Below are 19,092 nucleotides of genomic sequence, written 5' to 3'. Positions count from 1 at the left end.
TGACCATGGGAAGTTGGCTTCTACGACGTCCGCCCGAGGACGCCCGGACCCTGCTGTTCGCTTTCCCGTACGCCGGAGGCGGCGCCGGAACCTACCGGGCGTGGCCCGCCACCATCGGTGACGCCGCCGTGTGCCCGGTGCAGCCGCCGGGCCGGGAGAACCGGCTCTACGAACCCGCGCACCGTAGCCACCAGGCGTTCGCGGCGGACCTGGCCGAGTTCCTCAAGGACCACGTCGATCGCCCATACGCATTCTTCGGTCACTGCGGAGGGGTGCCATTCGCGCTCTCGACACTGGTGGCTCTGGCCGAGCGCGGAGTGATGTTGCCACAGCAGCTGTTCGCTTCCTCGTGGGGCGCACCGCACCGCAGCCTCTACGGGCCGCTGAACTTCGTGGACCTGGCCACGACGGACCTGGCCAGCGAGGTCGCGGACATGTATGAAAAAGCGGGTATCTCAGTACGCGACGACTTTGTGGAGATCGCGGCTGACGTACTACGCGCCGACCTGGAAGCGCATCGGCCGTGGCTGTACGACGCGGCGACCCGGGTGCCGTGCCCGGTAACGGTCATCTCCTGGAGCGAGGATGACGTCGTCCAACCGGACCTCGTGCACCCGCACTGGCAGGAGTGCGCCGATGCCGAGCACGTCCGGATCCCCGGTGAGCACTTCGCGTTCCTGGACTGCCCCGACCCGCTGCGCGACACCATCTTGGCGGGACTTGAGGCACCAGCCGCTCGATGATCAGTAGCCGAGTTCAGGACTGACGACATTCGACAGCGGCAAACCCGTCCGGAACCTGGCGAGCTGTGCCAGGTACACATCCAGCATTCTTGCATCAGCGGTAGGAGTGGCATCGGCACAATGCGGCGAGACGATCACGCCGGGCAGCGACCAGAGCGGCGACGACGTCGGTAAGGGTTCCTCAACGAACACGTCCAGCGCCGCTCCGCCGAGTTGCCCGGAACGCAGCGCCGAAATCATCGCGTCCTGGTCGACCACGGCCCCACGCCCGACGTTGACCAGCAGACACCCGCTGGCCACACGAGCCAGCCGGTCCGCCGAGAGCATGCCCGCCGTCTCACGCGTCAACGGCAGTGCGACCACGAGCACTTCCAGCCCGGAGAGGAACTGGTCGAGCTCCTCAGGGCCGTACATCCGATCCGCGCGGACTCCGCTGCGCCGCAGTATGCGCAACTGCGCGCCAAACGCCTCCATCAGTACGGCCGTCGTGCCACCGAGGTCACCGGCGCCCAGGACACCCACAAGACGGCCGTGCAGCGTGTCCACCCCGAACGAATCGTCCCACTCACGCCGGGTCTGCCGGCCGATCAGCTCCGGTATGCGCCGGAGATGGGCGAGCACCAGCGCGACGACATGCTCGGCCACTGCCTGCCCGTGACCACCCCGGCCACACGTGAACACGGCACCACACCGTTGGACCTCAGCAAGCACGCGTGGATCGACACCAGTCGCCCGTGTGTGCACCCAACGCACTCGCGCAACGCCGGCCAGCAGATCCAGCAAAGGCTCCGGGGCGTAGTCCCACGCCAGTACGGCGTCCCCGTCCCGCAGCGGCCCGCTGCGGGACACAAACGCCTCGGGCCACGCCTTGGTGATCCGCTCCGCGGCGTGATCGGGCAGTCTGCCCAGTACACGCAATCGCTCGCTCACGACTACCCTCCCCGTCGGCAGACCCAGGTGGCCGTCTGCTCAGTCATCATTTCCACCGCCTTGTGGCCGCTGTCATCAACAATTCGTCTATGCCCACCTGGCTCCCACGTTGATGAAGCGGCCTGCGGGCGGCACCTACCGTGGGGTCGCGCTCTAGTCCGACGACCGGAAGGGGTGGGAGCCAGTGGCGTCGCGGACAGCCTCGGACACCGATACCATCCATGCGCGGGTCGCCGCCCGCGCCGCGCTTACGCCTGACGCACCGGCCGTGGCCGATGCAGACGAGGCCGTCTCCTATGCCGAACTCGACGCCCGGGCCACCCACCTTGCGCACCGGCTCCGAGCCCGTGGCGTCGGCATAGAGACCCGCGTGGCAGTCGCACTACCCAGGACGCCGGATCTCATCGTCGCGCTGCTCGGGGTGCTCAAGGCCGGCGCGGCGTACGTCCCCGTGGACCCGGACTACCCGCTTGAACGCCAACAGTTCATTCTTGAAGACTCCCAGTCCGCACTGGTGATCACCACGGCCGACGACAAGGCTGCTTTCGAGGGCCGTGAGGCCCTGGTTCTCGACCCGGCTGACCGGACCGAGGAGCCCTCACCCGCACTGGAAGACGCGTCGGGCGGCAGCAACGCCGCCTACGTCATCTACACCTCCGGGACCACCGGCACGCCCAAGGGCGTGGTGATCGAGCACCGTAGTGTTCTCGATCTGCTTGATGATCCACAGTTGGCAGTCGCGCCAGGCGATGTCGTTGCCCAGTTCGCCCCAACCGCCTTCGACGCCTCGGTCTTCGAAATCTGGGCCGCACTGTGCGCGGGCGGCCAGGTCGCACTGTTGAGCGGCCAACGGCTGTCCGTCGATGAGATCGGCGCCCAGCTCCGGCAATGGCAGCCTGACTGGCTCTTCCTGACTACCGGCCTGTTCCACCTCATAGTCGCCCACAACGTCGACGTACTCAAATCCGTCGACTGCCTCATCACCGGCGGAGACGTCCTCGCACCTGCGCACCTGCGTACCGCGGCCGAGTCCGGACCGCGCAGACTGTACGCGGCCTACGGGCCCACCGAGAGCACCGTGTTCGCCACCCTGTACCCGGTGCTAGCCACGCCGCTGACCCGGGCTCCACTGGGGCAGGCGCTGCGAGGCGGACGGGTCTACATATTGGATACCGACCTGCGCCCGGTACCCGACGGATCGGTTGGGGAGATCTACCTCGGCGGTGCTGGGGTGGCACGCAGCTACCACCAGCGACCCGCGCTGTCCGCGCAGCGGTACCTGCCCGATCCGTTCTCCGCGGAACCCGGGGCCCGCATGTATCGCACCGGCGACCGGGGCAGCGTCAACTCGGACGGCAACGTCGAATTCCACGGGCGGGTGGACCGGCAGGTGAAGGTGCGCGGCTTTCGAGTCGAGCCGGAAGAGATCGAGGCCGTGCTGCGCGCACACTCCGATGTGGACAACGCCGTAGTCACTGCGAGGCCGACGGTCGACAACGACAAACGTCTGGCGGCATACCTGCTCTCGGCCTCCGAACGCGGACTTCAAGTACCTGCGCTGCGGACTTGGCTGGCCGACCGGATGCCCGCTTACGCGATTCCCGCCACGTTCGTCGTCATGGACGCGTTCCCACTCGACCCCAACGGGAAGACCGACACGGCACGCCTGCCCGACCCGTGGACGAGCCGAGCAGCCATGCAAGGGCTGCCCTCTTTCGTTGCACCGCGCACTGAACTGGAGCGTGTCATCGCCTCCGCCTGGGCGGAGGCACTCGATCTCGACGAGGTCGGTATCGAAGACGGGTTCTTCGAACTCGGCGGCGACTCACTGCGCAGCGTGCAACTCCTCGAGCGACTCAGCCGCTCGGGCATCGCCCTCACTGCCGCCCAGTTCTTCCAGGCCCGCACTGTTTCAGCACTGGCCGCGGTGGCCGGGCGCGGAATCGTCGTGAGGAGCTGACGCCGTGCTGATCAGCGGACCCAGCGACGAGCCTGTCGATCTTTCCAGTGTGGACCTGGTTGGTCCTGAGGCGTTCCGCTCCGGCGACCAGCACCGAGTGTGGCGGCACCTGCGGACTCACGCACCCGTGTGGTGGCACCAGCCACGCCAGGGCGGTACGGGCTTCTGGTGCGTCACCCGGTACGCGGACTGCGAGCGCGTACTTAAGGACCACCAAACGTTCTCCTCCGAGGCGGGTTCAATCATCGCCTCCGTCGACCATCCCGACCCCGCCGGCGGACGGACCATCTCCCTGATGGACCCTCCGCGCCACACCGGCTTGCGCACCCGCTCAATGAAGACGTTTAGCCACACCGTCGTCCGCGCCAAGTCCGGGACGATCCGTGGTCGCATCCGTGACTTGGTCGACTCGCTGCCCGACAGCAGTGAGGCTGACTTCGCGCGTGCAGTCGCCCTGCTTCCCATGATTGCCTCGGGCGAGTTGCTTGGACTCCCATCCGAGATGTGGGCTGACATCTCGCTGTGGATCAACACCAGCCTTGCGCCCGAGGACCCGGCCTACGCCACGGGGGCGACCGTGGCCGAGACGCTGGCGATGGCCCACCACGAGCTGTTCGACCGTTTCACCGACGTCATCCGTGCACGCCGCCGGCGCCCCGGCACGGACCTGGTGTCGCTGCTCATCGACTGGCGTGACGGCGACCGGCCAGCCGATGACACCACGATCGCGTTGAACTGCTACAGCTTCGTGCTCGGCGCCCATTCGACGACCCCGCACGTTGCCGCCCACACCCTGATGGCGCTCATGGACCGTCCACGAATATGGGATCGGGCCGCGGTCGATCCCTCACTGGTACCGGCGGTAGTTGAGGAAGGGGTCCGGTGGAGCTCACCCACCCACCACCTGGCCCGGAAGGTAGTGAGCGACACCCGAATTGGTGACACTCCTGTCGCTGCGGGCAGCTGGGTGGTCGCGTGGGTGGCCTCGGCCAACCGAGACGAGACGGTGTTCACCCAGCCGTACGTCTTCGACGTGGACCGTGCGCCCAACCATCACATTGGGTTCGGCGGTGGTCCGCACTACTGCATTGGCGCACCCTTGGCCCGCATGGCGCTGGTGATGCTGTTCGAGGAGCTGACCAGTCGGCTCGATCGGGTCGAACCCGCTGGCGATCCGGTGCACTTATTGTCCAACTGGATCAACGGAATAGTGTCCTTGCCGATCACCGCCAAACGCCGATGACCGCGCTGACCAGCCCGCGGTTGCCGGTCGTGGCCGCGCAGACGAAAGGGCCCACCCGATGCGCATGACAGCGCCGGAGGCTGGCGTACTCCCGCCGCTGGACTCGATTGACCTCTACGATCCCGAGCGCTACCGGTCTACCTCACAACACCCCGCCTGGGCTGCGCTGCGACAGGCCGGCACCCCATGGCCGCAGCACACCCCCGCTGGAGACCGCTTCTGGTCGGTGACCAACTATCGGGACGTGGTCACGGTGCTGACCGATGACCGGAACTACAGTTCCGAGCATGGCACGATCCTCGCCGTCGCCGCAGGCGACAGCGCCGGTGGCAAGACCATCAATCTGATGGACCAGCCTGACCACGCCCGTGTGCGACTCCCCACTATGCGCACCATGTCCACCCGCGTGGTCCGCGAGCGCAAGGAGATTGTGCGCGGCCACGTCCGCCGGCTGATCGGCGACACTTTCACCGGTGGTGTAAAGATCGACGTCGCCCAGCTCATGCTGCAACTGCCCATGGCGGCCATCGGGGAAATCCTTGGTGTGCCACAGGAAATCTGGCCCGACCTTCCGCGCTGGGCCATGGCTGGGGTGGCACCAGGGGACCCCGGCTATGCCACCACCAGCGAGGCCGCGACCCTCAGCAGCGCGCACTACGAACTGTTCTCCACCTTCACCGAGCTCATCCAGCAACGCCGACAGCGCCGCCGTGACGACGTGATCTCGGTCCTGCTCGACCTCGACTTCGGCGGCCGGCACCTCAACGACAACGAACTCGTCCTTAACTGCTACAGCTTCGCCATGGGGGCGATCACCACAACGCCCCACGTAGCGTCGCACCTGCTGCTCGCCCTGATCGAGAACCCGACGGCTTGGCAGACGCTACGGGCGAACCCGGCGCTGGTGCCGACCGCTGTCGAGGAGGCATTGCGCTGGGCCTCTCCCACCAATCACCTGCTCCGCCGCACACTCGCCCCAGTTCGAATCGGAGAGACCAACCTGGACGAGGGCGAACTGGTGTGCGCGTGGGTGGCATCGGCGAATCGTGACCCCTCAGTATTCGCCGACCCCTACGTCTTCGACCCGGCCCGCGACCCCAATCCGCACCTGGGCTTCGGTATAGGAGCCCACCGCTGCATCGGCGGGCCTGCCGCCCAGGTTGCACTCGCCGTGTTCATCGAGGAGATGCTCGCGTGCCTCGAGGGGTTCGAGCTGGCAGGCGAGGTAAAACATCTGTGCTCGAACTTCATCAATGGCATCACCAGTCTGCCAGTGATCTTCTACCCAACGCCTGGTGCCGAACGAACCCGTGATGATCTGTAAACCACCGCCCAGAGAAAGACTGGAGAGACTGTGGAGACCTCCGACCTGCTCGCCGTCGAGCGCGCGTTCCTGCGTCACCTCTGGGTTCCCGTAGCGCGCGTTGAAGACGTGCGCCGGGAAGGTGTCGTACGGGCCCGGATTCTCGACACGGAGCTGGTCGTCTACGGTGTCGACGGTGTCATCACGGTCGCCGACGCGGCGTGCCCGCATCGAGGGGCTGCGCTGTGGGAAGGCCGAGTTGAAGACGGCGCACTTGAATGCCCTTACCACGGCTGGCTCTTCGCACCAGAGACCGGGCATTGCACGCTCATTCCGTCTCTGCCGCCTCGAACCCGGCTGCCTGCCGTAAGCCTGCGTACACACCCCGCGCTCGAGTTGTACGGCCACGTGTGGACCTCGCTTGATGAACCGTACCTGCCGCCGCCCGAGATCAACGGCTACAGTCCGGAGACCTGGGACCTGGCCTGCGGTAATCCGGCAGACCTGTCCTGCGGCATGCGCCAGCTCACCGAGAACTTCCGCGACACGGCGCACTTCCCGTTCGTGCACCAGAAGTCCATGGGGCCCGATGTCCAGCGCGTGGTGCCACCTTACGAGGTCGAGCGCCGGGACTGGCAGCTCTCATGGAGTCTCACCACAGACCTCGGTGGCACGGCACTGGACGGGCACGGCGACTTGGCCAACGACCAGACGATTACCTACTCGCTGGCCATGCCGATGACCGCATCAGCGCTAACGGTGTTCCCGGACGGATCTCGCCGCCTGGTGGCTCAGTTCGCCGTACCGATAGCCACTGACGGACTCACCGTCCGCCAATTCTGGGTCGTCGGAGTGGAGAAGGACGCCACCCACGGCGTATCGCTGCCGGAGATGTGGGAATACGAACGGCTGATATTTGAAGAGGACTTCCACATCGTCGAGAACCAGCACCCCAAGGAAGCCCCACTCACCGGCAACACCCAGGCCCACACCCGAGCGGACCGATACTCGCTCGCATACCGGCGCGCTTACGTCGACATGCTCGAGCAATTCGCCGACGACCACGACAACAAAGGCCTGATGTGACCACGGCACCACCGCAAAGGGGCCGCTTCGGCAACGAAATAGCGTTGATCACCGGTGGCGCCACGGGGATCGGCGCGGCAACTGCCAGGAGGCTCGCCCGGGAGGGTGCGCGTGTGGTGATCAACCACCTGAAGGACTCCGGCAATGCTGAGGCAGTGGTGGCCGACATCCGCGCTGCCGGCGGCGACGCCGTCGCCGTTTCGGCCGACGTCCGGGACCATGCCTCTCTGATGGATCTTCGGGACCGCGTGCATCGGACATTCGGTCCGGTCACGGTTGTGGTCAACAACGCTGGTGTCATCTCGCGTTCACCCTGCGTGGCGATGTCGCTGGAGGAGTGGGACCGGGTTGTGGACACCAACCTGCGCGGCACGTTTCTGTGCTGCAAGATATTCGCGCCCGACATGATCGAGCGCGGACATGGGCGCATCGTCAACATCGCCTCAGATTTGGCTTTGACCGGGGAGCGCTTGCTTACCCACTACTGCGCCGCGAAATCCGGTGTGCTCGGCCTGACCAGGGCCCTTGCTCATGAACTCATCGAGCACGGCATCAACGTCAATGCTGTCGCACCGGGAATGACTGAAACTCCGATGCTTAAGGCCAACCCCACCACGTACAACGAACCGACCAAGGCGGCGATACCGGCGCGACGATGGGGCCGCCCGGAGGAGATCGCCGCCACCATTGCGTTCCTGGTCTCGAGCGATGCGTCCTACTACGTCGGGTGGGTGCTCAGTCCGAACGGTGGAGTAGTCATGTGAAGCGCGCCTGCCCCAGTGTAGCGAGCGTGAAGTGATGGCCGAACAGGACCGCTTCTGTACGGGTCTTCAGGTCCAGCTTGGTCACAATATGATAGATGTGCGATCGTACAGTAGCTTCGGAGATCCTCAGTGTCGACGCGATCTCGGAGTTGGTCCAAGCCTTGCCGAGCAGGCGAAGTACCTGATGCTCCCGGTGACTGAGACGGTCCAACGCTTTGCGGGTTCCGCTGGTGTGTTCTGGGAGACGGCTCGCGAGACAGTCCAGCAGGTACGGGGTTATGCTCTCGGAGAGGAAAGCCGTTTTCTTAGCGGTGGCCCGCACTGCGCGTACAAGATCTTCCTCCACCACTGACTCTGCCACGACCCGGCGAACTCCCTGCTTGACGGCGTTCAGTACGATGTCGTCCGGCGAATCGGAGACCACCAAAACGCAAAACTCCTTGCTCGCTTTGACCGGAAGCGATTTCAATGATGCCGAGTCGATCACGGTCACGGTGCTTTCGGCTTGTTCTCCGACGCGACTGGTAACGAGCTGTCGCGCACCTTCCCCATCCCTGACCGATACGTCGTCACATGTGGCCAGGACGGACCGCAGTCCTCTTCTTGCCAAAGCATTCTGGATGTGCAGGCGGACGCGGATCATTTCCCCAACACCTCGTGGAGAACCGGGCGTCGGCTCCAAGGATGACACTCTCCTTCTTGTCCGGGTTCCGGAGAAATTGGCCGACGCTCGAAGGCCGCTGAGCATCGACGATGCGTGTATTCGGCTGGCGGGCTAGGTCCGCTTCGGGTTCCGCGATCCGTTCCGAGTCGGAGTGGGCGACTGCACCACAGCAGCTCCCGGCTGCGCCGAAGATGCCGTTAACCAGCACCTCTCTGGGCCGTAATTGCCTTGTACGTCCACTAGTTGATGCATCATCTTGTGGATTGTCGAGAGTGGGAGACGTTGCCATCGGTGTGGGAGGTGTCGGCTGCAGCCAGCGCCATCCAAACCCATTGAGCACAATTGGTCACCGCGCCCTCCTGTACCCCTCAAAGTGCCAAACCCACCATAGGAGCCAGGCTCGTTGGTGACTACAGCCGTTCTGGTCACGACGGCTGGATAGGCGTCATTTCAAGTCACGATTTGATCGATCATGAACCGCTCCGAGGCCGGCGAGCCGCTGGAGTCCGTCGGGGGTCAGCTTGGCGTTGCGCTTGCAAATATCTCATCCGTGCTGGTCAGGGCGCATGCTGGTACTCGTGGAGGGGGCCGCCGAGCCGCGCTCGCCGTCGTGTGTCCAGACGGGCGATCCGGTCCGGGTCCTCGATCGGAGCGGGCAGCGGGTGGAGGGGGCGGGCGTTCGCAAGGCCCTGGTGCGGCCTGTGCTCGTTGCAGGACGTCTCGAACTCGCGCAGGACCTACCGGAGAGGGCACTGGTCCCAGATCACCATGCGGTCCAGCAGTTCTCGCCTGCAGGTCTGCACCCACCGCTCCATGATCGAGTTCATTCTCGGTATCCGGACGCCGCTGAGCACCACCTCGATCCCCGCGTCCTTGAGGACGGCGTCGAACAGCGCGCCCGACAGCCGGCGTCCTCGAGGTCCATGACGAGATTCCTCGCCGCCTGGACCACCCGGGACGCGGTCGGATGCGCGGTCGCGCCCAGGATCCGGATTCGGCGGTTCGCGTGGAGGCAGCGCCTGCCACCCCGGACACGCTGCGTGGGATGCTCGCCACCCTCGACCGCGACACCCTCGCCGAAAAGCGGGACGCCGCGCTGCTGTTGCTTGGCTACGCCTGCGCCGCCCGCGTCTCCGAGCTCGCCGCGCTCGACCGGGACGACGCCGTGGAGACCGAGGACGGGCTGCTGGTGAGCGTCTACCGGCGCAAGCTCAAGCGGCACGACGAGGTGGCCGTTTCCTGTGGCTCCCACCCCGCCACCTGCCCGGTGCGGGCCGTGCGCGCCCTGCTCGCCGCCCTGGATGCCGAAGGGCGCACGGCCGGGATGCTGTTCACAACCGCCTCCGGCAGCCGCCTCGACGAACCCGCCGTGTGGGGGCTGTTGCGTTCCCTCGCGCGCCGGGCTGGGCTGTCGTAAGCCGAGACGATCCATCTGCGTGCCCTGAAGACCAGCGTCATCACGCATGCCTTGGACAGGTCCCATGCCCGGATCGAACGCGTGCAGGCGTGGGCTGACCACAAAGATGCCCGCACCACCGGCCGGTACAGCCGGTGGCACGGGCAGCCGGATGGTGTTCCGGGCCATGGACCGGCCGAGGCCCTGGCCCATGCGCTTCGCCTTGCTGTCGGCCGGCGAGCAGGCGGGTCAGAGTGACAGGTGCTCGCACGAGCAGCCCTGCCCCCGCTCACCTACGCCCGGCCCGGTCCTGCTGCTGGTGCCCGCGCAGGTGGAAGGCGAGCCACCGGTGGCAGTGGCCGCACTCGGACCACTCGGCGAGCTTCCAGTCCACTCCGCAGGTGGGGACGAGTTCGGTGTAGGTACGGTGCAGGACGTCGTTGCCGCACCCGGGGCATCGGGTGCTGGGGCTGTGCGGGGTCATCGCCGTTTCCTCTTACCGGGCTGCCGGACGGCCAGCAGGCAGGCGGCCGCCGGCAGCAGCCATCCCTCCTCGAGGACGGCCGCCTGGGCCGTGGGGGACATGATCAGCACGATGCCCAGTACCAGCGCGGCCACGAAGGCCGCGCTGAGACAGGGAAGGTCTATCCTGAAGTCGACTCGCACGGGGTTCCTTCCTTGTGTGGTGTTGAGCAGGTAAGGCCGCCCCTCGCTTCCGCCCAGAAGCTCCGGGGGGTGGCCTTTGCTTTTTCTTCCTCAGCCCTCACGTTCCGGGCCTGCAATGTGGCAGTTGGGCTAGGTCACACGGCACGGCTCCTTCCTGTCGCGGACACCGGACGCCGGCGGCAACCGGTCCCTCGAGTCTGCGGCCGGTGAACTGCCTGGCCAACGGCTGACAGACGCGCGTAGAACTCCCCGGACGAAGGAGAACACCGCCGAACACTGGCGACACGCTGTAGCAATGACAGACAATGACGAACCAACCGCATCGTTCTGTGTCGTTCCACCCGGGGAGGGGAAGACATGCCTGCTCGGGGCACTTCCGCGCAACCGCATCCCGCGCAGCTCGCCTTCGCGGCGGTGCTGCGCGAACTGAGGCGGGCCGCCGGGAAACCGACCGAGGAGGCGATCGCCCGGAAGATGGCCTGCTGCGGCCGCAGCAGCGTCTCGGCGATGCTCAACGGCCGCCGCTTCCCCTCCTGGGAACACACCGCCGCCTTCGCCCGCGCCGTGGACACGGACCCGGAGAAGCTGCGTGTGCAGTGGGTGGGAGCGAGCAGGCAGATCGAGGAAACCGCCAAAGGGTCACCCGCCCCGCGCACCCCACTGCCGCTCATCAGCGATCCGCAGGCCGGCGACGCCATCCTCGCCGCCCACTGGTACCGCAACAACAGGGAGTTCTACGAAGCCGCCGGTGAACGGGCTCGGCAGGCACGCTCGGAGATCCGGGTCACCTACACGCGCCGCTACCCGCCCACCCAGTACACGACGCCGGCCTCCGCCGCCTACTTCAAGGCCATCCTGGACTGGGCCGGCGAGGACAGCGACGACGAACGCAGCGTGCGCCGCATCATCGGCGTCCCCGAACGCGACGGCCGGCCCGACGCGGACATGTTCGCCTGGGCGCGCCAGCACTACGACGACACCCGGCACATCCTCACCTACGAGGCCAGCGTGCTGCGTTGGACGGCGGCGGCCGACGGCCTGAACATGGCGCTGATCGACGACAGCGTCGTCTTCCTGGCGTTCTCCGGAGGACCGCGCCAAAAACTCAACGGCCTCAGTATCGAGGACCCCACCTTCATGACCTACTTCGCCGCCTACTTCGACCAGCTCTGGGCCGCCCTCACCCCCTTGGGCACCTACCTGGGCGATATGGAGCAGAACGCCGGCGGCACTGTCGCCTGAGGTCCAGCGGTGGGCGGACGGCACCGTTTTCGGAAACACTCTCTTCCCACTCTCTGGAACAGACATTGCACGTGTCCTGCCCTTTCGGGCGGCTTCCCTCCGGCTCTAACCTCGACGTGACGGGCGCCGAAAGCCGGCGCTCGGGCGTCACCGGGGGAAACCGTGAATGTGCCGACGCTCATCCTGCTGGGAGGAGCGGGAGGCGCCATGCGCGGGCTCTTGGACCTCCACATCCGTTTCCTCGACTGGCAGACGGACCGGCGTGCTTGCCGCCTCTCGCCCCTGCCTCAGGCAGGTGAGCTGCCGCAGTTCCGGGACTACTTCGACCCGGTCGCCGATCCCGTCGCGGCGGTGCTGCACACCGTGATGGGCGCGGGCGCGGCCGTGCTGTTCGGTACCACGGGGCAGATCAGCGGCGCCTACGCGGCGGTCGTCGTCGGACTCTCCGCGCCGGTGCTGCTCACCCAGCTCGGTCGGGTGCAGTCCGTCCACGCCGCCCTGGCTGCAGGAGCGCCCGAGCCGGCAGGCGCTCCAGGCGCATCGCAGGAACCCGCCACGCAAGCCGCACCGCTGACCCTGCCGCCCGCCGAAGAGGCACAGGGTGCGGCGGCGCCAGAGCAACCGGCCGCTCCACTTTCCCCTGCGGCACAGGCTCCCGGACTCTCCGCGCTGAGCATGGGCGGGAACACGAACCCCGGCAGCGGGCCCCAGGCCGGGGCCACAGGGGCCGGCCATCGGACTGAACCGGTGCTGCCGACGCAGGCGAACGGGCACCCGCCGGATGCGGCAGCCGGGCACGGCCGGGACCCAGACAACCGCGAGTTGCCGTTTCTGCGGCAGCAGCCGGTCGCCGGAGAGGAGAGCACAGGATGACACGGAAACAGCCTGTGCACCGACGCCTCGCCGCGAGCGTCCTCGGCGCGGACCGTACACGACGCAGGCCGCCCACGGCCGAACAGCAACGCCGTCTTGGGCTGCCACGCCGCCTCCTCGCCTCGCTGCTCGGCATCCGCGTCCGCCCGCCGGCCCCCACCGCTCACGCGGCGCCGCCACCGGCGGTACAGACGCAGCCCCGCACGGACACCGAGCTCGAGGCGGATGCACAGGCTCCGGCGAAAGCACAGTCGAAGGCCCAGGCCGAAGCGCACGTACGGCTGCCCGCGGAGGGGGACAGGACGGCTGAGCGCACTATGGCCACACACCATCCGCAACACGAGGCCGCACCGTCCGAAACCGGTCCGTCCAGCCTCACTGCCGAGCCGGTTGACCGGCACACCCTCACGCGCGGCCTGCCGCCCCGTCGTGGGAGCAGCCGAGACGCCGTGCCGCAGCATCTGCTGAGCGAGGACCGACAGGCGTACGAAAAGATCCTCGACGAGGCGCTGCGCCGACCGGAACTGGCCGCGGTCGGCGAGCGCCTCAGCAGTGAGCAGCTGCGCACGATGGCGCTCAATGCCACCGGGCGCATCACAGCGGCAGCAGCGGCCGAGTACCAGCACTACGTGAAGATCCGCCAGGAACTGCACGGCTTGAAGCCGTCCCAGGGCCGGCGTGACGCTGCCGAGCCGGAATCTTCCAGGAGCGAGCTCGCCGGGACGGCCATCACCCTGGGTGCCGCTCCCGCAGGGCCGCCGGGGGCGGGGATGGGCGCTGTTGTCGCAGTCCTGGCACCCGTCCTGTCCGGAGGACTTGCCATCCTCTTTCTGCTCGTGGGCTACCTCCTCAGGACGCTCGACCCCGATCCGGGCTTCACCCGGGCGTTCCTGACCGCCGGGTGGGTCTTCGGTGCCGTGACCGGTGCCTGCGTCCTGATCGCAGCGGTAGTACTGATCCGCAGTGCTCTGCGCACCGGGGCACCGCCCAGCGACAGCTCCGGGAGTGAGCCGGATACGGAGGTGGCCCGGGCTCGGGAAGCGTGGAAGCAGGCGTTGCTTGAGCGTGGCCTTGTGCCCTTCCTGCGGGAGGCGCTGGCCGATCCCAGCGGCGCCGCGGCCAGGGGGCAGCCCTCGTCCGCCCCTTGCGTCCCCCAACTGGGATACGCGCGTCCGGGTTTCACCAGTTCGGACGAGCACGCATCCGGCCCTCACCCGAGACATACGAGTCCGGACTACACCAGCCCAGACTTCGGCGGGAGCGAGCATCAGCCGGAGTGACCTGGCGGTGCAGCCTGGCCCACACCCGGGCTTTGGTCCACTCGGTGAACCGGCGGTGCGCCGTGGCGCCGGACGGCCCGAATGAGGAGGCGGGCAGCTGCTGCCACGTGCAGCCGGAGGTGGCCACGAACACGATCGCGGCCAGCACCTCGCGGTCGCCGTGCCGACGCCGGCCGCCGCCCTGGGGTCGCGTCGGTGCCTCCGGCACCACGCGCTGGAACAGCTCCCACAACTCGTCCGGCACCAGCCGCTCAACGATCCCTGCCACGCCCGACAGCCTACCCAGCCAAATGGGATGACCTCTTACCGAACTCCCTTGTCGTAGACAGGTGCTGTAGCGGACCGCCCTGGCCGCCCTCCAGCGACGCACAAGTGATCCGTGGCTCGCCTGCGGGCCAACCGCTGTCCGCATCATCGGCAGGGTTGCTACGCCTTCCGCGCCTTCGGTGAAGGTTGTAGCCCCAACCCGTCAGGACACAGCGGTACTTCGCGGAGTACGAGGCTGCTTCCCAGCGTGCGCACCCCATGCGTCTTCTTGAGGAGGTCGATGACCGTGGGCTTCGCTCTTGGGCCACACGCGACCGAGCCGCGAAGGTTTTCGGCGCCGCCGTCTGTTCCGGTCGCCTCAGCGTGCTCTGTCTTCTCGGCCGAAAACGGACGTCCTGCGGGGGTGCGGCCAGTTCTCCCGCAGAACCCGCCTGTTGCTGTCCGGGCCTGTTCAGCACCAGCGGGTGTGATGGCACGGGTAGGGCTTGTCGATGTGGGGCCGGCGGATGTGCGACAGGTCCGGCAGACCACAGGAGCCGATCGACTGACAGTAACCCCCGCCATCCCCGACTCCAGACTGCCTGTGCAGCACGCCCGTTCGGGATGATGGGCTACCAACTCTGTTTGGGATAGGCGAGGGAACGCGGGCTTATGCGAGGTCGGGCGCAAGCGGCTGTGCAGGGTTATGCGGCGACGCGGTGCTGGGCGAGCTTGGCCAGCATGACGTGGTTGGCTTCCCAGCCATCGGGGAATTTGGCCCGCACGGACAGGTGCACGGGGTCGGTCGAGGGGTGGCTGTCCAGAAGGTCGGCGATGCCCTCGCGAGCGACGACGATGCATGCCTGCCGGTGGCGGGAGGCGAGGACGCACAGCCGTCCGGCTTCGAGGTGGAAGGCGGTGGCGTCGCGTCGGCCGGACAGCGGGTGTACGACGATGACGACTTCGAACTCGCGGCCCTGCAGCCGGTTCGCGGTGTCGACCGCCACCCTTGGTGCGTCCGGGTGCCCGGTCCTGGTGAGGGCAGCGCGGACCAGGTCGGCCTGGTCTCGGTGGGCGACGCCGATGGCGATGTCGGCGGCGCCCAGGTCGCGGCCGGCGGGGTTGTTTTCGCAGGTGGCGACTGCTCCGCGGGTCAAGAGCCGTTCGGCGAGGTGCGCGGCTGACTGGATGGTTTCGGTGTCGGTGCGCGGAACGTGACGGCGGGGCAGCTCGTGCAGGGCCCAGCCGGTGGTGAAGGCCATCGCAAGGGTCTCGTCCAGGCAGGTTTTGCGGAGTCCGGGTGTGCGGAACTCCAGTGCGCGGGTGCCGTTGTTGGTTCCGGCGGCGAAGTCGGTGAACGGGTAGAAGGCCTGGGAGATGGTGGGGGCGGCGGAGGAGGGCAGGCGCCAGGACACCGGCAGCCGGTGCACGGGGATGTGTGGGTTGTGCTCTAGCATCACGCTGACGCCGTTTTGCGTTGGGTCGTGCGGCAGCCCGATCCAGCGCTCGGTGTCGACGATCGTGAACGGGTCCAGCTGGCCGGGGTCGCCGACGAACAGGCCCCTCTCGAAGCGTTCGACGAGCTGCAGCAGCATGTCCGAGCGCATTTGGTAGGCCTCGTCCAGGATCGCCCAGCCGAATGTGCCATCGCGCACGGTGGCCCACTTGGCGGAGGTGCCGACGATGATCTGACAGCCGGACAGATCGGTCAGGGTGCGGCCGATGATGGTGTTCGTCAGCCCGTCCAGTGCTGGCGGCGGGCTGTAGTCACTGGCACTCAGGCGGCCGAGGGCGATGCCAGGGTGGCTGCCGGCGAGCTTCTTGATCAGGTCGTCGACCTGATTGTTTGTCTGAGCGATGATGATTGGCCGTTCGCCGCCCGCGGCGAGTTCCTGGGCAGCGCGGACCACGAGGGTGCTCTTGCCGGCGCCGGGCGGAGAGTCGACGACGACGGCCTGGTGGCGGGCGTCGGCCAGATCGGACAGGATCGCCGTTGTGGCGGCGCTCGCGGCGGCGGTGCTGTCAGTTTTCATGTCCCCACTCCTCTGCGGCGGCGTCCTCGGGCACGCCTGCGTCGTCCGGACCATCGGCGGTGACGCTGTGCGTCCACGGGGTGCGATCGGAGTCCGGGAAGTTCGGTGTCGGGCGCCACCCCGGGTCGGGAAGGTAGGCGATGTCCTGGTCCAGGACTGGAACGGTGCCCGCCTTCGGAGTGCGGGCTCGGCCCATTCCGGCGGTGACCTCCACCGTGACGAGTGTCGCCTCGCCGTCGGGGAGAACGGAGACGATGACGGCCTTGTGGCCGGCCGGCATGGACGGGCTGACCAGCTTGGTGCCGGGGGCCAGGCGCAGAGGGTCCTGGGTGCGGACGGTGGCGCGCGGGCGCGGCACCCGCCTGTTCTTGGCCGTGGTGACGATCCGGTCGGCCTCGGCCTCCACAACCGTTCCGGCGAATGCCTCTCCGCCGCTGCGCCAGTCGGCCAGCACGAATGGGTCGTCGAAGGCCATGGCGGCCTCGAAGTCGGCCAGGGCCCGCTCGAGTTGACTCAGGCGCCGTGCCGCGCCGATCGCGTTGTCCCGCGCGCGTTGGGGGAGGCCGCCGGCGTCCCGGTAGTCGGAGTAGCCGGTGAAGAGCCGGCAGTCGCGGTCGAGGCGCCGGGTGGTCTGTGGTGCCTCGGGGACGGACCGCAGCAGCGAGATGGCCGTCCACATCAAGCGCCAGGTGGGCTTGATCTGGTCAGCGATCAGATCGGACAGCTCCCTCTGGGCGGCGGCCAACGCCTGCGGGTCGCCGAGTATGTGAGCAGCGTCGAACCGTTTGATGGCTGGTGCCAGATCGCGGTTGTCGAACTCCGGGGACGTCGCCGGGCCGGCCGGCGGGCAGACGTCCGGGTTCTCCGCCTCCTCCAGGGCCTGCTGGACGCTCACCCCGGGCGGGGGAGCGATCCAGGCCATGAGCGAGGCCAGGTTCTGGTCCTCCAGCGCGCTTTGGCCGGTGGCCCAGTGTTCGGTGAGCAGCGTGGTCAGGGGGCGCAGCATGGAGGTGCCGGCCATCTCGGCGGTCTCGACCAGGAAGGTCAGCCACATGCCGAACTCGGGAACGACGTCCGGCACGGCGTAGGGGCCGGAGGTCGAGCGGAAGCGGCACATGCGGCCGAGGTCGGCCAGCGCCTTGATGCCGCCCGGATTGGGGACGAGGATCTGCGGCACGTCGGTGTACCGGGAGCGTTCGCCTTCGCCGCGGCGGTCCTGGCGGTGGGAGTCGATGTAGTCCATCACGCGCCGGCCCAAGTCGGCGGCGAAGGCGAACCGCTGGTCACGGTTGCGGGGCTGCGGCACGACCAGCAGGGTCATGTCCCTCTTGGTGGTGCCGACCATGGCTGCCAGCGGGGCCCCGGCTTCGCCGGCCATCGTCAGTGGAATGACGACCAGTGGGCGGTCCGACAGGCGGTGGTGGCGGAACGCGGTCTGGGGGATGGCCGTCATGGTTTCCATCGCCTCCGCGTGCGCCAGCGCCGACAGCATGCTCATGCAGCACCCCCGTAGGCCCTGGTCAACTCGTCGCGCAGCCGGGCGGCGTGCCGCAGCGCGGCTGCTATGTCGCTCTGATCTTCTGTCGGTGTCAGATGGCCGCGGGCCAGTCCCAGGGCCATGGTGGCGGTGTCGATGCCGCCGAGTTGCTCGCGCACCGCGGGGCCGAGCACGTCCAGCGAGGCCTCCGACCGGGCGTGGGCGCGGCAGTGGAAGGCCATCTCGCAATGGTTGAGGCAGTCCGGGCGGTACGTCGCGGGCACCTGCTCCACGGCCGCGGCCAGTTCTTCGGCCGGGCGGCGGGGCCGTTGCTTCTTCTTGGGGAGGGTGAGGTCGAGGTCGAGGTCGAAGGTCAGCCCGTCGGGCAGCAGGTCCACGAGGTCGCTGATGCGCTCGATGCGGGACAGCTGGCGGGTCAGGGCGGCAACCTGCTTGCGGGCGTCCACGAACGCCGCGGTCGGCCGGTTGGTGAAGTCCTTCGGTGCGACCAGCACGATGGTGTCGGACACGGCCTCCGTGCTGATCCCGTGCTGCGCGAGGAGGGCGCGCAACGCGATGATGTAGGCGCATGCCTGGGTCGTGGCCGCCCGCACCTGTGCCGGGTCGGCCTGCCCGTCGATGATCGGGAAGCTCTTGATCTCAACGATGTAGAAGCGGCCGTCGATGCGGAAGGCGACCAGGTCCGGTTCCAGGAACGCACCCTCGCCGCCGACCTGTAGGTGCAGCAGCGGGTGATCGAACAGGGTGCCCTCGCCGGTTCCCCGGGCCGCCTGCAGCAGGACTTCGGTGGTGCGATTGTGGCGGGCGTCGTTGTCGCCGGCGCCGCCGACCTCGTTCAGGTCCAGGTAGGCCACCTCGGGCAGCGTCAGCTTGAGGGTCTCGCGCAGGACGCGCAGGAGTTCGGCGCATCCATTGTCCTTCACCATCGCCTCGAAGGCGTTGCCGCGGGCGAAGGCGAAGGCGGACTGGCCGAAGGGGGACGGGTAGCCGATGTGCGCGGCGATCGTGGCCTTGTCGGATCCGGAGGCGTCCAGCAGGGCCCGCAGCGTGCAGCGCGGGTTGTTCTCCAGGGCGGCCAGCGACCGGGCGTTGTAGGACAGCCGTGGTGAAGATCCGCGCAGTGCGTCCAGGCGGCCGTCGACGGGTGGTTTCACGGTGGTGGAGA

The 19,092-nt window shown here is 67.8% G+C and carries 17 protein-coding genes and 2 pseudogenes; 10 read left to right on the top strand and 9 right to left on the bottom strand.

The features are described 5' to 3' along the window. Positions 1-5 precede the first annotated feature (5 nt). Positions 6-743 (top strand): thioesterase domain-containing protein, encoded by a 738-nt coding sequence (locus tag G3I53_RS26095; RefSeq protein ID WP_164336751.1) that lies wholly within the window; start codon positions 6-8, stop codon positions 741-743. Here G3I53_RS26095 and G3I53_RS26090 read toward each other — a convergent pair whose 3' ends face one another. Beyond that, on the bottom strand, positions 744-1,673 hold the full coding sequence (locus G3I53_RS26090) for a D-2-hydroxyacid dehydrogenase (RefSeq protein WP_164336749.1): 930 nt from the start codon (positions 1,671-1,673) through the stop codon (positions 744-746). A 184-nt stretch (positions 1,674-1,857) separates the two neighbouring features. Between G3I53_RS26090 and G3I53_RS26085 the strand changes: the two genes are divergently transcribed. Genes G3I53_RS26085 through G3I53_RS26065 form a run of 5 tightly spaced genes read left to right on the top strand, consistent with a single transcriptional unit; the run spans position 1,858 to position 8,029 of the window. Beyond that, on the top strand, positions 1,858-3,633 hold the full coding sequence (locus tag G3I53_RS26085; protein ID WP_164336747.1) for a non-ribosomal peptide synthetase: 1,776 nt from the start codon (positions 1,858-1,860) through the stop codon (positions 3,631-3,633). A gap of 4 nt (positions 3,634-3,637) precedes the next feature. Then, on the top strand, positions 3,638-4,876 hold the full coding sequence (locus G3I53_RS26080) for a cytochrome P450 (protein ID WP_164336745.1): 1,239 nt from the start codon (positions 3,638-3,640) through the stop codon (positions 4,874-4,876). A gap of 58 nt (positions 4,877-4,934) precedes the next feature. Next, complete coding sequence (locus tag G3I53_RS26075) at positions 4,935-6,200, top strand: cytochrome P450 (RefSeq protein WP_164336743.1); 1,266 nt, start codon at positions 4,935-4,937, stop codon at positions 6,198-6,200. A 30-nt stretch (positions 6,201-6,230) separates the two neighbouring features. Then, a complete protein-coding gene (locus tag G3I53_RS26070; protein WP_164336741.1) occupies positions 6,231-7,265 on the top strand; it encodes a Rieske 2Fe-2S domain-containing protein in 1,035 nt (344 codons plus the stop codon). Then, positions 7,262-8,029: a 3-oxoacyl-ACP reductase family protein gene (locus G3I53_RS26065; RefSeq protein WP_164336739.1), complete on the top strand. Its 768-nt coding sequence runs from the start codon at positions 7,262-7,264 to the stop codon at positions 8,027-8,029. Before G3I53_RS26070 ends, G3I53_RS26065 begins: the two co-directional genes overlap by 4 nt. On the opposite strand, the gene G3I53_RS26060 is transcribed toward G3I53_RS26065, so the two are convergent. Together G3I53_RS26060 and G3I53_RS26055 are read right to left on the bottom strand one after the other, a co-directional pair. After that, positions 8,022-8,522 carry a response regulator transcription factor gene (locus tag G3I53_RS26060; protein ID WP_164438833.1) on the bottom strand — a complete coding sequence of 167 codons (501 nt, stop codon included), beginning with the start codon at positions 8,520-8,522 and terminating at the stop codon, positions 8,022-8,024. The genes G3I53_RS26065 and G3I53_RS26060 overlap by 8 nt on opposite strands. Positions 8,523-9,250: 728 nt before the next feature. Further along, a pseudogene (locus G3I53_RS26055) lies at positions 9,251-9,702 on the bottom strand (integrase core domain-containing protein); the annotation flags it as partial. On the opposite strand from G3I53_RS26055, the gene G3I53_RS26050 reads away from it, so the two are divergent. Beyond that, a complete protein-coding gene (locus G3I53_RS26050; protein ID WP_164336786.1) occupies positions 9,661-10,110 on the top strand; it encodes a tyrosine-type recombinase/integrase in 450 nt (149 codons plus the stop codon). The pseudogene G3I53_RS26055 and the gene G3I53_RS26050 overlap by 42 nt on opposite strands. Before the next feature lie 268 nt (positions 10,111-10,378). Here G3I53_RS26050 and G3I53_RS26045 read toward each other — a convergent pair whose 3' ends face one another. Both G3I53_RS26045 and G3I53_RS26040 read right to left on the bottom strand, forming a co-directional pair. Then, positions 10,379-10,573 (bottom strand): hypothetical protein, encoded by a 195-nt coding sequence (locus tag G3I53_RS26045; protein WP_164336735.1) that lies wholly within the window; start codon positions 10,571-10,573, stop codon positions 10,379-10,381. Continuing rightward, positions 10,570-10,755: a hypothetical protein gene (locus G3I53_RS26040; protein ID WP_164336733.1), complete on the bottom strand. Its 186-nt coding sequence runs from the start codon at positions 10,753-10,755 to the stop codon at positions 10,570-10,572. Before G3I53_RS26040 ends, G3I53_RS26045 begins: the two co-directional genes overlap by 4 nt. Before the next feature lie 357 nt (positions 10,756-11,112). Between G3I53_RS26040 and G3I53_RS26035 the strand changes: the two genes are divergently transcribed. From G3I53_RS26035 to G3I53_RS26025, 3 genes are all read left to right on the top strand, one after another. Then, the gene (locus G3I53_RS26035) at positions 11,113-11,997 is read left to right on the top strand and encodes a helix-turn-helix transcriptional regulator (protein WP_164336731.1); all 885 of its coding nucleotides are present in this window, start codon (positions 11,113-11,115) and stop codon (positions 11,995-11,997) included. Positions 11,998-12,165: 168 nt separating this feature from the next. After that, positions 12,166-12,870 carry a hypothetical protein gene (locus tag G3I53_RS26030; RefSeq protein ID WP_164336729.1) on the top strand — a complete coding sequence of 235 codons (705 nt, stop codon included), beginning with the start codon at positions 12,166-12,168 and terminating at the stop codon, positions 12,868-12,870. A 449-nt stretch (positions 12,871-13,319) separates the two neighbouring features. After that, positions 13,320-14,150 (top strand): hypothetical protein, encoded by an 831-nt coding sequence (locus tag G3I53_RS26025; protein ID WP_343240693.1) that lies wholly within the window; start codon positions 13,320-13,322, stop codon positions 14,148-14,150. Here the strand turns inward: G3I53_RS26025 and G3I53_RS26020 are convergent. The 4 genes and pseudogenes from G3I53_RS26020 to G3I53_RS26005 form a co-directional block, all read right to left on the bottom strand. Beyond that, positions 14,149-14,418: pseudogene (locus G3I53_RS26020) on the bottom strand (transposase); the annotation flags it as partial. The gene G3I53_RS26025 and the pseudogene G3I53_RS26020 sit on opposite strands and share 2 nt — an antisense overlap. A 682-nt stretch (positions 14,419-15,100) precedes the next feature. Next, positions 15,101-16,429 (bottom strand): AAA domain-containing protein, encoded by a 1,329-nt coding sequence (locus tag G3I53_RS26015; RefSeq protein ID WP_164336727.1) that lies wholly within the window; start codon positions 16,427-16,429, stop codon positions 15,101-15,103. After that, complete coding sequence (locus tag G3I53_RS26010; RefSeq protein ID WP_164336725.1) at positions 16,419-17,927, bottom strand: hypothetical protein; 1,509 nt, start codon at positions 17,925-17,927, stop codon at positions 16,419-16,421. Before G3I53_RS26010 ends, G3I53_RS26015 begins: the two co-directional genes overlap by 11 nt. Then, entirely contained in the window at positions 17,924-19,081 is a 1,158-nt protein-coding gene (locus G3I53_RS26005) for a hypothetical protein (protein WP_164336723.1), read from the bottom strand. Before G3I53_RS26005 ends, G3I53_RS26010 begins: the two co-directional genes overlap by 4 nt. Between the last annotated feature and the right edge of the window lie 11 nt (positions 19,082-19,092).

This window comes from Streptomyces sp. SID14436 (assembly GCF_010548465.1).
Lineage (GTDB): Bacteria > Actinomycetota > Actinomycetes > Streptomycetales > Streptomycetaceae > Streptomyces.
The sequence above is the reverse complement of the archived record's forward strand: the minus strand, read 5'-3'. Positions and strand labels throughout refer to the sequence as shown.